Source organism: Planctomycetota bacterium, from assembly GCA_039819165.1.
Lineage (GTDB): Bacteria > Planctomycetota > Phycisphaerae > Phycisphaerales > UBA1924 > JAHCJI01.
The window spans coordinates 2,480,600-2,493,456 of sequence record JBCBSM010000001.1 but is presented as its reverse complement, the minus strand read 5'-3'; the positions used below and the strand labels follow the sequence as shown (position 1 = coordinate 2,493,456).

The 12,857-nt window shown below is 72.4% G+C and carries 11 protein-coding genes; 3 read left to right on the top strand and 8 right to left on the bottom strand.

Features of this window, described 5'->3' with window-relative positions:
- Positions 1 to 9: 9 nt before the first annotated feature.
- Positions 10 to 1,401 carry a Mur ligase family protein gene (locus AAFX79_10915; GenBank protein ID MEO1009072.1) on the top strand — a complete coding sequence of 464 codons (1,392 nt, stop codon included), beginning with the start codon at positions 10 to 12 and terminating at the stop codon, positions 1,399 to 1,401.
- Complete coding sequence (locus tag AAFX79_10910; GenBank protein ID MEO1009071.1) at positions 1,367 to 2,158, top strand: YdjY domain-containing protein; 792 nt, start codon at positions 1,367 to 1,369, stop codon at positions 2,156 to 2,158. The genes AAFX79_10915 and AAFX79_10910 overlap by 35 nt, the downstream gene beginning before the upstream one ends.
- Positions 2,159 to 2,182: 24 nt before the next feature.
- Here AAFX79_10910 and AAFX79_10905 read toward each other — a convergent pair whose 3' ends face one another.
- The 6 genes from AAFX79_10905 to AAFX79_10880 are packed head-to-tail and all read right to left on the bottom strand — an operon-like array spanning position 2,183 to position 10,211.
- Positions 2,183 to 3,592: a trypsin-like peptidase domain-containing protein gene (locus AAFX79_10905; protein ID MEO1009070.1), complete on the bottom strand. Its 1,410-nt coding sequence runs from the start codon at positions 3,590 to 3,592 to the stop codon at positions 2,183 to 2,185.
- A gap of 39 nt (positions 3,593 to 3,631) precedes the next feature.
- Positions 3,632 to 4,537, bottom strand: a complete 906-nt coding sequence (panB, locus tag AAFX79_10900; GenBank protein ID MEO1009069.1) for a 3-methyl-2-oxobutanoate hydroxymethyltransferase — start codon at positions 4,535 to 4,537, stop codon at positions 3,632 to 3,634.
- A gap of 37 nt (positions 4,538 to 4,574) precedes the next feature.
- Positions 4,575 to 6,272 (bottom strand): NAD+ synthase, encoded by a 1,698-nt coding sequence (locus tag AAFX79_10895; GenBank protein MEO1009068.1) that lies wholly within the window; start codon positions 6,270 to 6,272, stop codon positions 4,575 to 4,577.
- An 8-nt stretch (positions 6,273 to 6,280) separates the two neighbouring features.
- Positions 6,281 to 7,336 (bottom strand): lysylphosphatidylglycerol synthase domain-containing protein, encoded by a 1,056-nt coding sequence (locus AAFX79_10890; GenBank protein MEO1009067.1) that lies wholly within the window; start codon positions 7,334 to 7,336, stop codon positions 6,281 to 6,283.
- Between the two features lie 11 nt (positions 7,337 to 7,347).
- Complete coding sequence (locus AAFX79_10885) at positions 7,348 to 9,366, bottom strand: hypothetical protein (protein ID MEO1009066.1); 2,019 nt, start codon at positions 9,364 to 9,366, stop codon at positions 7,348 to 7,350.
- Complete coding sequence (locus tag AAFX79_10880) at positions 9,363 to 10,211, bottom strand: substrate-binding domain-containing protein (GenBank protein MEO1009065.1); 849 nt, start codon at positions 10,209 to 10,211, stop codon at positions 9,363 to 9,365. The genes AAFX79_10885 and AAFX79_10880 overlap by 4 nt, the downstream gene beginning before the upstream one ends.
- A 52-nt stretch (positions 10,212 to 10,263) precedes the next feature.
- Between AAFX79_10880 and AAFX79_10875 the strand changes: the two genes are divergently transcribed.
- On the top strand, positions 10,264 to 10,764 hold the full coding sequence (locus AAFX79_10875; protein MEO1009064.1) for a transcriptional repressor: 501 nt from the start codon (positions 10,264 to 10,266) through the stop codon (positions 10,762 to 10,764).
- A 55-nt stretch (positions 10,765 to 10,819) separates the two neighbouring features.
- Here the strand turns inward: AAFX79_10875 and AAFX79_10870 are convergent, their stop codons facing one another.
- Positions 10,820 to 11,851, bottom strand: a complete 1,032-nt coding sequence (locus AAFX79_10870; GenBank protein ID MEO1009063.1) for a beta-carotene 15,15'-dioxygenase, Brp/Blh family — start codon at positions 11,849 to 11,851, stop codon at positions 10,820 to 10,822.
- A 19-nt stretch (positions 11,852 to 11,870) separates the two neighbouring features.
- Entirely contained in the window at positions 11,871 to 12,692 is an 822-nt protein-coding gene (locus tag AAFX79_10865; protein ID MEO1009062.1) for a bacteriorhodopsin, read from the bottom strand.
- Between the last annotated feature and the right edge of the window lie 165 nt (positions 12,693 to 12,857).

Below are 12,857 nucleotides of genomic sequence, written 5' to 3'. Positions count from 1 at the left end.
GCATACGCCGTGTTCGATCCCGCCGGCGCACGAGTCACGGTGATGGGCCTGGGCCGCTTCGGCGGGGGGCTGGGCGTCACCCGGTGGCTCGCACGACACGGCGCCCGCGTGCTGCTGACCGATCGAGCCGACGCCGCGAGCCTCAGCGAACCGCTGCACGCTCTTGATCCGTTCATCGGCGACGGCCGCGTGCAGCTGCGACTGGGCGGCCACGACGCTGCCGATTTCCGCGACGCGGACCTCGTGGTCGCCAGCCCGGCGGTGCCCGCACCGTGGGACAACGAGTTCCTCGCCGCCGCCGACGACGCCGGCGTGTCCGTCACCACCGAGATCGGCCTAGCCATCCAGCGGCTGCCCGACCGCGCGAGGACCATCGGCGTCACGGGCACCGCCGGCAAGAGCACCACCAGCACGATGATCGCCCGCGCCATCGAGGCCGCTGGCCAGCAATGCCTGCTCGGCGGCAACATCGGCGGCTCGATCCTCGAAGCCATCGACGACGCACCGGCAGACACCCTGGCCGGCGCCTTCGTCGTGCTCGAACTCTCGAGCTTCATGCTGCACTGGCTCGGCCGCGATGCCTGGTCGCCCGGCACCGCCGTGGTCACCAACATCCGCCCCAACCACCTCGACTGGCACCGCACCTTCGAGCACTACCAGGCCAGCAAGCGGCACATCGCCCGCCACCAGCACGCCGGCGACGCGCTCGTGGCGCCCGCCGACCTGTGGCCCGACCTCAACACGCCGACGCGGATCGACCCCCGCACCGAGCACCCGCCGCCGCTCCGGGTGCCCGGGGCGCACAACCGCGACAACGCGGCCTGCGCACTTTCCGCCGCCCGGACCGCCCTCGGCCGATTCGGAATCGCGATGCCCGCGGCCGCCAGCGACGCCATCGCCGGCTTCCCGGGCCTGCCGCACCGCCTCGAGCACGTGGTGGATGCCGCGGCCGCCGGCGGCACCGTCGCGTTCTACAACGACAGCAAGAGCACCACGCCCGAGGCCGCGGCGCTCGCCGTCGACGCCGTCGCCGAGCGCACGCCGCCCGACCGCATCGCGCTCATCGCCGGCGGCGCGGACAAGGGCGTCGACCTCGCGGCCATCGCCCGCCTCGCCACCCGCGGCGTCGCCCTCTGTACCATTGGTGCAACGGGCCCGCGCATCGTGGACGAGGCGCGGGCCGCGGGCGGGAGGGCGCAGCACCATGGCACGCTCGAGCGAGCCTTCGAGGCGGCAACGGCACACGCCGACGTTGCCGGCGGCGCGGTGCTGCTCAGCCCCGGCTGCGCGTCCTGGGACCAGTTCGACCACTTCGAGCAGCGGGGCGACGCGTTCCGCACGCTGGCGCACCGCTTCGCTGCCGCTCGTGCTGCTGGCGCTGGCGGCCTGCGGCACGCCTAGGCCGCTGGCCGATCCGCCCCTCCCCCAGCCGTCCACGCAGACCTCGGACACAGAACCGCCCGCCGCGGCGAACGCCACCGCGCGGGCGCCCGTGCCAGCGGAGTCAGCACCGGCCCCGCCGGCCGTCGAGGCCTTCCCCGGCGTCCGCCTGCACGTCGGTGAGCGCTGGATCGAGTTCGACGGCATCGTGCCCATCGACGTCCGCGAGCGGGACCGCACCGGCTTCGTCCTGATCCGCTACCTCGAGGCCGTCGCCGTCACGCCCGCCAGCGGCAAGGACCACGAGGCCCTCGTCCTGACGAGCGCACGCCCCGCCCACGTCCACGCCGCACTCCTCGCGCTGGGTCTCGAGCCCGGCACGCCGGGACGCGTCGCCTGGGACGGCCGCTTCGCGATCACCTCGGCCGCCGACGGCCCGCGCGTTGCCGTAACCCTGCGACCGAGCGAAGCACCACCGCCGGGCGAGCCGATCGAACAGTTCATCACGCACGCCGACGACGCGACGCCCTTCCGCCCCGGCGGCGGCGATCCGCGGTGGGTCTTTGCGGGCTCGCTGCTGCAGGACGACGACACCCGCTACGTCGCGGACGCCACGGGCCTACTCGTCGGCCTGCACACCTTCGGCTCCGAGGTGGTCGCCCTCACGACGACACTCAGCCCGGATTCGTGGATCGACGAGCCCGAGTGGATCGCCCACCCGGAGCGCACGCCCCAGTTCGGCGCAAGCGTCACGATCCGCCTGGCCGTGGACCAGTAGCCCCGCTGCGTTCGTCGAGTGGGGCTAGAGCCGCACGCGGACGGTCACGCTCCGCGGCTCATCGTCTTCGCCCGGGCCCCGCACGACGAACTCGGTCGCGCGACCCAGGCCGATGCGGGAGGACGCCACGGCCTCGATGAAGCCCGAGATTCCATCGATGCGGCGGCCGTTGACCTCCAGGATCCGCTGGCCGGCCTCGATGCCCGCACGGTCGGCGGGCGAATCGGCCGCAACACGCAGCACGGTCACCGAGTCGTCGCCCAGGTTGACCACGAGGCCCACCTCGCGGCTGAGGATGTTCGCCGTCGCCGGCCCCACGGCGTTCACCGGGTCCAGCTCGTCGAGCACCACCAGCGTGCGGATCGCCGCGCCGTCGCGCCACGCCACGACCTCCAGCTCCTCGCCCGGCCGCATCGTGTTGACCACGGCCCGCAGCAGCTGCCGGCTCGGCACCGCCTGGCCGCCGATCGACTCGATGACGTCGTTCTGCATCAGGCCGGCCTTCTCCGCGGGGCCACCCTGGGTGATGTCGCCCACCAGCACGCCCAGACCGCGGAACTCGCCGCCGTCGATGATCGGCCTGCGGCTCCGCCTCGGATCGAACGCGATGCCGAGCCGCCCGCGGGCCACGCGGCCGTTCTCGATGAGCTGGTCGACCACCGATTCGATGGTCGGCAGCGGGATGGCGAAGCTGATGCCCGCCGACTGGCCCTCGTCGGCCGTCGCCTCGCCGTTGCCGCTGCGGCCGGTGGCGATCGCCACATTCATGCCGATGACCCGCCCGCGAACGTCCACCAGCGGCCCGCCCGAGTTGCCGGGGTTCACCGCGGCATCGGTCTGGATGAAGTTCGTAAAGGCGCTGCCGCCGCCCGTGTTGGGGTCCCGCCCCAGCCCGGACACGATGCCCTCGCTCATCGAGAATTTGAAGTTGAACGGCGACCCGAACGCGAACACGCGATCGCCCTGCTGGGGCAATTCGCCGCTGGCGCGCAGCAGCGGCACGCCGCCGAGCATCTCGTCGGCCCGCAGCACCGCGATGTCGGTGAACACGTCGACGCCCAGCACCTCGGCCCGCAGCGTCCGCCCGGTGTGCAGCTGCACGCTGACCGAGTCCGACCCGCCGACGACGTGCGCGTTGGTGACGATGTGGCCCGCGTCGTCGTACACCCATCCCGACCCCGCGGCCCCGCCGCCCCAGCGACCACCGGTCATCAGGTGGACCACGCCCGGCTCGACCGACTGGGCGATGGCCCGCGTCGCGCGGTTGATCCGCTCGAGGATGTCGTCCTGCCGCAGCTCCTGGCGGGCCAATCGCACCTGCACGCCCGCCTGCGCGTGCTCCACGCGGCGGACGACCTCGGGCGCCGCTACCAGCGCCGCGATGACGGTGAGCAGCACGACGGCGGCCGGTCCGAAGCTCATGAATCGTCGCATGCGTTGCCTCCGTGCTGGGCCGGTCCCGCCGGCGGCACGCTAGCCGGGATGCGTCGCCGCCGGCTCCCCGTCGCCTCCACCACCGCCGCCGGCGGCCGGGCGCTGCATCGAGAACTCCTTGCCGCCGAAGCTTCGTTCGGCAACGCGGCGCACCCATTCCATAGCCGCTTCGCGGATCTGCGGCCCCAGGTTCGCGACGGGCTGGGCCAACCCCGGGGAGTGATCCAGGAGACCCATAACGTCGTGCAGGACGACCACCTGCCCGTGGCACGCCGTGCCCGCACCGATCCCGATAACGGGTACGCCCGCAGACGCCACCAGTTCGTCGGCCACCTCGCTCGGCACCGCCTCGACCAGCAGCATGGCCGCACCCGCGTCCCCGAGCGCCCGCGCATCGGCCAGCACCCGCGCCGCCGCCGCGGGCGTGCGACCTTCGGCCTTGTACCCGCTCGTCCGCTTCACGTGCTGGGGCTTGCTTCCCACGTGTGCGCACACCGGCACGCCCGCCGCCGCCAGCCGCGCCACCAGCGGCGCGAAGCTCGCGTCCACCTCGAGCTTCACGATGTCGGCCTTGCCCTCCACCAGGAAGCGCCCCGCGTTGCGGACCGCCTCGTCCGCCGACGCCTGGTAGGACATGAACGGCATGTCGCCCATGACGACCACGCTGGGTGCGCCACGCTTCACCGCCGCGGTGAGCGCGATGAGCACGTCCAGCGGCATCTCGATGGTCCGGTCGAGCCCGAGGATGACCTCGGCCGCGGTATCGCCCACGAGCAGCACATGCACGCCCGCGGCCTCGAGCAGCCGTGCCGTCGACGCGTCGTAGCACGTCAGGCAGGCGAAGGGCTCGCCTCGATCGGCCATCTTGGCCAGCGACGCCAGCGTGTGCGGCCTGCGCCGCCCGCCCGTGCTGCCATTCCCCGATGCGGAGCCCACCGTGCCCACGCGGCATGCTAGGGGCGCCACGCAACGCGGCAATGGCTCACCCGAGCCACGCCTGCGCAATCGGCATCCGCCGCCCCGGACCGAACGCCACCGACGTCACCTTGAGGGCGATCGCCGCCTGCCGACGCTTGTACTCGTTGCGGGCGATGAGCCCGGCAATCCGGTCGACCTGCTCGCGATCGAAGCCCTCTCCGGCGATCTCGCGGACGGTCATCCTGCGCTCCACCCGCATCTCGACGATCCGGTCGAGCACGTCGTAGGGAGGCAGCGTGTCGTCGTCCCGCTGGTCGGGCGCCAGCTCGGCGCTCGGCGGCTTGTCGATCGTGTTCCGCGGGATCGGCGGGCCGGCAAAGCCGAGCTCGCTCCACGCCACGTTCACGTGCCGCGCAATCGCGTACACCCGCGTCTTGGGCACGTCGGCCAGCACCGCGAGCCCGCCGTTCATGTCGCCGTAGAGCGTGCAGTAGCCCACCGCCAGCTCGCTCTTGTTGCCCGTCGTCAGCACGATGGCGCCGGTGCGGTTCGAGATCGACATCAGCATCGTGCCCCGCAGCCGGCTCTGGAGGTTCTCCTCGGTCACGTCCGGCAGCCGCTCGCCCAGCCTCGCATGATCGAACTCCGCGAACAGCTCGTCGAGCGTCCCGCGGAAGCCCTCCATCGGCGGCGCGATCGGCGCGACCGGGCAGCGCACGCCCAGGCTTTGGGCCAGCGCGAGCGCATCGTCCATCGAATGCGCCGACGAGTACGGCCCGGGCATCGCCACGCCCAGCACGTTCTCGGGACCGAGCGCCAGCACCGCGATCGCCGCCGTCACCGCCGAATCGATGCCGCCCGAGAGCCCGATGATCGCGCGGGCGAAGCCGGTCTTGCGGCAGTAGTCCCGCACGCCGACGACCAGCGCCTCCACCAGTGTGCGATCGTCGCCCGCATCCAGGAACGGATCGCCCACCGCCGCCCCGGGGTCGTCGACGTCGACGATCGTGGTCTCGGCCTTCTCCAGCGTGCCGCCGAAGCGGGCCCCGGCGTACCGCAGCGCACCGGCGGGGTCGACCGCGATGGCGTGCCCGTCGAAGATCAGGTCGTCGTTGCCACCCGCCTGGTTGACGCCCAGCACCCACACGCCGTGCCGCTCCGCGTGCGCACGCACGATGCCCTCGTGCCGCGCGTGCTTGCCCTCGACGAACGGGCTGGCCGACGGCGCCACCACCACCGACGCGCCGGCGGCCACCAGCTCCGCGACCGGATCGGCCGCGCCCTCGTAGCGGGACGCGAAGCCCGCGTCCTCGCCCATCCACAGGTCCTCGCAGATCGCCAGGCCCAGCCTCCGTCCACCCACGTCGATCACACACGGCTCGCCGCCGGGCTCGAAGTAGCGATCCTCGTCGAATACGTCGTACGTCGGCAGCAGCCGCTTGTGGTACACGCACTGCACGCCGCCGTCCCGCAGCACCAGCACGCTGTTGCGGACCACCGCGCCCTCGTGCGTCGGGCAGCCCACGACCAGCACCGGCCCGTTCGCCGTTGCCTCGGCGAGCGCCCATGCGTGCGCCCGGCAGGCCGACAGGAAGCCCGGCTCCAGCAATAGGTCCCGCGGCGGATACCCACTGATCGCCAACTCGGGCAGCACCACCACGTCGACGCGGTCCCGCGTGGCCGAGTAGGCCGCCCGCACCAGGTCGGCGTTGCGGGCGACGTCGCCGACCGTTGGGTTGATGGGCGCCAGGGCGATGCGCATGGGCGAGGCTACGCCGCCGGTGCCCGCCGCTTGCCCGCGGTCTTCCCGCGCAGGATGCGGTCCAGCCGCAACCACGCGATGGCGAGACCTGCGCCGGTGATCGTCGCGATGATCTCCGAGCCGCTGGCCAGCAACGAGACGGGCGCGAAGCCGTCCTTGTCATAGCCTAGCAGCACCGCGATGCCGACCGCCCCGCCCTCGCGGAACCCCAGCATGCCGAAGGGCGACACCGCGCCCACGACGTAGTGCCCCCCCGCGATGATCATGCCGTTCGTCGGACGGACGGCGACGTCCACGAGATCCCCGGCGACGATCATCCGCAGCGACTGGGCCGCGAAGTCCAGCACGCGGGCCAGCATCACGACGGCGATCCAGCGACCGTCGGCGAGCATGTCGATGCCCGCGTGCAGCTGCCGGGCGACGTCGCCCCGCGCCATCCGCATCGCCCGCCGGCCGCCGAACCGCGCGATCAGCCGCGACAGCCGGCGGTGGCCCGCCTCGCCCGACAGCCGCCGCGCGACGAAGACCATCGCCGCGCAGCCGGCCGCCATCAGCACGACCGCAAGGGGCGCCGTGAGCGGCCCGGTCGCATCCCGCACCAGCGCCGCTACCAGCAGTGCGCCCGAGGCCATCACGAGCGTCGCCGATACCGCCGCCATCCACGCCATCACCGTTGCCAGCGGCACGCGATCCCGCCGCGTGTGGATCGCGATCCGCACGAGTAGGCCGATCTTGAAGGGCAGATTGGCCAGGAAGGTCGAGAGGAAGTTGGTCGCCACGACGTCGATCGCCGCCAGCCGCCGCACGGGCGCGAGCGTCGCCCAGAAGATCAATCCGTTGGCCATAACGCTGATCGCCGACAGCCCCACCAGGGCAAGCAGCGCCGCCGGGCTGGCCTCGCTCAGCGATTGCAGCGCCCGCCGGTTCTCGCCCGACAGCGCCAGCTGCACGCAGTAGCCCAGCATGGCGATGCCGATCAGGAAGCCCAGCGTCTGCGCCGCGAGCTTCGCGAGCAGCCGTGCCCTGCTCCGTGACGCGCTCCCGGGTGTGTCCACCTCGTCCATCGGCCTGCAGCCTATGGCGTCGCCGCCGCGCCGAGATCGACCAGCAGCACCCCGCCGTCCCACGCCCGCACGACTCGGCCCTGCCCGAGCAGCCGCTCGAGGTTCTCCGTGGTCAACGCCGGGTCGAGCCAGCCCGACCGCCCCAGCCGATCGAACTCACCCGTGTGCACCAGCATCCAGCGCACCCCTCGTCCTTGCAGCGCCGCCACCCACGACGCCGGATCATCGGGCGACGCAGCGATCGCCTTGGCCAGCGACGAGGCGTCCCACGTCGTCGAGTACAGCACGGGCCGCGTGAGGTATAGCGGTCGCGCGTCGAACACCAGCAGCACGCGGGCATCGCGGGGCAACAGGTTGTTGAGCAGGGGCACCGGGCCGGCACGCGACGCGTCCGCCGGCGGCGTCGTGAACGGCGCCACGCCCGTCGCGATGGCCGCGTTCGGGCTGCCGTTCCGCTCCCCGGCGTACAACGCCACCGCGAAGCCAGCCTGCACGGTCGCCAGCACGGACGCGGCGATGACCGCCGCCGCCGGCCGCCGCAGCGCAGACAGGGCCACCGCAATCGCCGGCACGCCCGTGAGCATCAGCGGCATCAAGAACCGCGACTGCAGGTGCGTGAGCGCGTACCACGCCGCCAGCTGCAGCACGAAGCCCGCGACGAGCACCAGCCGCACCCCGCCGCGCAGCACCCCGCACGCCGCGACGCCAAGCACCATGAGAACGCCCAGCACGCCCCACTGCGGGTGCAGCAGGCCGCGGTCCCCCGAGGCGAGCATCGCCAGCCGATCTCCCAGCGATCCGTCGAACGCATGGCCCGACTTCCACCGTCCATGCTGCTCGGCCGTCCAGTGCCCCAGGCCGAACACGCCGTCGAGGGCCGGGAACACCGGGTTGCCCGCCGCCGCCCAGTTGCGCGCAAGCCAGGGCACGAGCGTGAGCGTGCCCACCACGACCGCGACGCCGCCAAACGCGAGCCACCACCGCGCGGGCGTCCGCCATAGCAGCAACAGGCCGACCACCGGCGTCACCATGAACAGCGCCGTCGGCTTCGCGCCGCACGCCGACCCGACAAGGAACGCCGCCACGCCCCACCGCACGAGAGGCCGGGCGCCCCCGTCCATCGCCCCCAGCATCGCCCCCGCGCCGAGTGCCAGCACCGCGGGCTCGTTGTACGCCAGGGTGCCCGTCACGAGCATCCACGGGGTGCCGAGCGCCACCGCAGCGCACGCCGTCGCGATGCCGGCTGCGTGCTCCGTCTCGACGGCCCGGCACGCCGCGTAGCACACCCGCGCGAGGAGCACCGCCGCCAGCAGCGCCGTCCACGCGCTGAGCATCTGGGCCGCCAGGATCGCCGTGCCCCCGCCCGACGCGATCGGCACTCCCGGCCCGACGCCCAGCACGGACGCCATGTGCAGGAACGCCGCCTCGACGTAGCCCGGCAGGTGCGAGTACACGTTGTGCTCGACCGGCCACAGCCGGCCGTCCCGGGCCCACTCGCCGGGCAGCTGCAGGTGGTAGCCCAGCGTGTCGTACCCGAAGCCCTCGCTCGCCCAGAGCCAGCCGGGCGGGCTCGCCGCCGCCACGATCAGCACCGCGGCGCCCGGCACGACGCACAGCGCCGCCGGATGCAGCGCGAGGCCCTCGTCCCGCCGCTGCAGCAGCCGCCAGGCCAGCAGCCCCAGCCCCGCGGCAAGGGGTGCCGCCGCCGCGACCCGCCCGCCAACGTCGAACATGCCCAGCACGCCCATCGCATGGCTGATCGCGAGCATCAAGCCCAGACCCACGGCCGGCGCCACCCAGGGCGCATCCTCGGTCTTCAGCAGATACGGCGTAAGCCACGCACCCAGTCCCCACGCCGCCGCCACGTATGCGCCGGCGAGCGCGCCGCCCCGGGCCCACTCCATCAGGATCGCAACGAGCGTCTGCTGGTAGCCGAGCGTCCCGCCGATCGCCGCCAGCGCCGCCACGCCGCCGACGAGCCCGGCCACGCCGGCCACGCCCAGCAACCGCGACACGCCGCCGGCGTTCACCTCGGCCCGCCGACGATGAATCCCCCGCGGGCCGCCGCCACGCGGGCGTCCTCGCTCTCGGCCAGCCACGACGCGAGCGCCGCGCCCTCGTCGGTGAACCACGCTATCGCGTGCACCAACGGATCGCCCCGGGGCTGGTCGAGGTAGCCCACGACCCGCACGCGGTCCTGCGCGGCGTGCGCATCGCTGCCGAACACGATGCCGAAGCTCTCCTGCCGGCCCCGCTGCGGCGTGGTCTGCTCGTAGAAGTACCGCACCCGCTCGATGATCGCCGACCCATCATCGAACACGCCCGCCGCCAGCGAGACGTCGCCCCACAGCTCGCTCTCGCGGAGCGACGCCCGCGTCCAGCGGCCCAGCTCGCTCCGCTGCAGCGCGATGTGCACCGGTGCACGCCCCAGAGCCAGCTCCCGGCGATCGAGCGTCGAGCCCCGCGGCACCACCACCGCCAGCGTGTTGCCCAGCCAGGCCATCGAGCCCTGAACCTCGCGCTCCAGCGCGTCGACCTGGCCCATCGACTCGGCCAGGAAGGCGTCGGCCTCCGCCCCCCGCTCCAGCCGCAGCGCCAGCCACCGCGCGGGATCGACCTCGCCGGTCTTCGGACCCGCGTGGATCACCAGGTCCACGCCCGGGCGGGCGGCCTCGTAGTAGGGCTCGAGCCGCTCCATCAGCGGCACGAGCGACGGGGCCACCGCGACGCGGACGGGCACCAGCCCAACTCCGGGCGCCGCGCCGGCGGGCGGATCCACCGAGGGCCACCGCCACGGCTCGTCGATCCGCGCCGCACAGGACGCCAGCAGCAGCCAGTGCGCGAGCAGCAATCCGATCGCAGAAACCCGTACCACGCCCCATTCTTCGGGCGGATGCCACCAACTTCTTCCGTCCGTACACTCCGGCATGGCCCTGCAGCCCAACGCACCACAGACCGCCGGCGACAACCTGCGGATCACCGAGCCGCTCTGCGCGGTCTTCCGCCGCCAGCTCAAGGCCGAGGGCCAGAAGTACACCACCGAGCGGGCTCGCGTGCTCGATGCGATCATCCTGCTCGATCGCATCTTCGAGGCCGAAGAGGTCATCGACCAACTCCGCACGCTCGGGCATCGCGTCAGCAAGGCCACCGTCTACCGCACCATCCACCTGCTCCAGGATGCCGGCATCATCCAGCGGGTGCTAACCGAGGGCGACCAGGCCCGCTACCAGCTGGCCTACGGCGAGAGCCCCAGCGACACCCTCGTCCGCCTGGATACCCGCGAGGCGGTCGCCATCGACGTGCCCGAGCTCGTGGCCATCCGCGAGCGGATCTGCCGCGAGATGGGCCTGGAACCCAAGGGCCACCGCCTGCAGATCTTCGCCGTTGCCATCGGGGCCGAAATCACGGGCGACGAGCCGCTGGGCTAGCCCGAGCGCCGCCGGCGTGGCGGCCTCGGGCGATCTTCTGCCGAACTACGCCGACCTAAGCCAATCCGCCGGCGGACCGCTTGCTGCACCACCCACCACACGCCCGGCCAAACCACAGCGCGTGGTGCGGCAGCGTCGCCACGACGCAGAAGAGCAGGAAGGCGAGCGCGAACGCGGGCACCCAGCCGAGCTCGGCGAATGGCAGCGCCAGCAACCCGACGATCGCCAGCGACGGCACCAGCAACGGCACCGACAGCGCGTGCGTCCGAGCAAACGCCCGCAGCGCCCCATCGCCGCGATCGCCGACGCGAACGCAGTGCCGCGTCGCATGCACACACACGAAGTACATCCCCACCGCCAGTAGGGGCGGCAGCGCCGACGCCGATGCCACCGCGAGCAACGGCACGCCGATGATCTCCGCCGCCGCCATGCGCGTGTCGTGCCGCCAGGCGATCACCGCCGACGCGGCGACCACGAGCCCGCCGACGGCCATCACCAGCACCGCCGCCGCCTGCAGCGCCGCGATGGGCACGCCCATCGGGCCCGCGGCGCCGCCGACCAGGCCGGCGATCTCCGCGAACGGCCGCCAGCTCACCCCTGGCTGGAACGCGAATACGGCCGCGATCACCACTCCGCCGTGCGCAAACGCCAGCGCTCGCCCGAGCAACCCTCCATCTAGACCGCTGGCCCGGATGCGCAGATGCCTCGTGTCCGAGAGCCCGAAGTGCACCATCGTCAGCACAAGGAACGCCAGCAGAACGACAACGGGAGCAACGACGAACGCCAGCCCGCACGACACGAATGCGGCCGCGTAGGGCACGAACGATCGCATCGCCCCACGCAACCCCCATCGCCGCTGCATCTCCGCGAGGTCGTACGCCCCGTGCGGCATGCCGGCCACAACGAGCGCCATCACCCATACCCACGAGCCGGCCAGCGCTCCCGACACGCCGACGCCAGCGACCCCGAGCACCACCGCGGCGAGCACCGCGACGGCGTACGCCGCACCACGCGGCCACGCCAGCGGGCGTCCTGCGCCGCTGGCGTGGCCGGGAAGGAGAGCGAGTTGGGCCAGAACGACCGGCATGCCTGCTGCGAACCCGGCCCTAGGCCGCCCGCGTCAGCACATCGTCACCGACGGTGTCGTGCTCGGTGTCCGTCAGTACCTTGACGCCCTGGTAGCACACCAGGCCGAAGAACACCTTGTTGATGACGTCCGCGACGTTGTAGCACATCTCGCGGATCGACTCGCCGTCCGGGCCGGCCAGCGCCATCAGGAAGCCCACCGGATAGATCGTCCAGCCGACCAGAATGAACAGCCGCAGCGTCTTGAGCGACTTCTGGATCGACGACGGCGAGTTCTGCATCTCCGTCGACACCTTCGTATACAGCACGAACACGATGTACAGCCACGCGGCGCAGGACAGCAGGTAGGTGATCCACCACGTGCCACCGCCGACCGGAGATTCCTCGGCCACCCAGGCCAGCACCAGCATCACGATGCTCGCGCCCACCAGCGTCTGGAACAACGAGCCGCCGCGGCCCTTCAGCCGCAGGAGCAGCGGAATCTCGAGCACGAGCAGCGGCACCGTGATGAGCCAGTCGATGTAGCGGTAGGCCGTGGGGAACTGGCCGATCTCGGCGCCCTCGATCCGCGTGCCGTCGGCGTTAAACAAGCCCGCGACCTGCTCGAGGTAGATGCCCGACATCCGGAAGTAGTGGAAGCAGGCCACCGCGGTGATGATGCCCGCCACGACCATGACCGAGCGATACGCCCTGGGCACGCTGCCGGCCATGAGCCAGAAGTAGGCCGTGCCCGCACCCATCGCGACGGTGCCGATCCAGAAGAGGTACATCGTGATGCCCTCGATGGAGAGCCCCGCGTTGAGGGCCATCGAGGTGTCAGAAAGTCCCACAAGTGTGTGCATCGAATTGCTCCCGGGCGGGGCCGACACCCCGCCGGCGTCTCCACCATCGCAATGCAACGCCACAGCAAGCACGCAGCCGTTTGTCACATCGCCCGCCGCGGCAAGGCCCGCTAGTACGACCGGGATCACCCGGGGCGGACCAACCAGCGTGCACGAGCCCCGTTC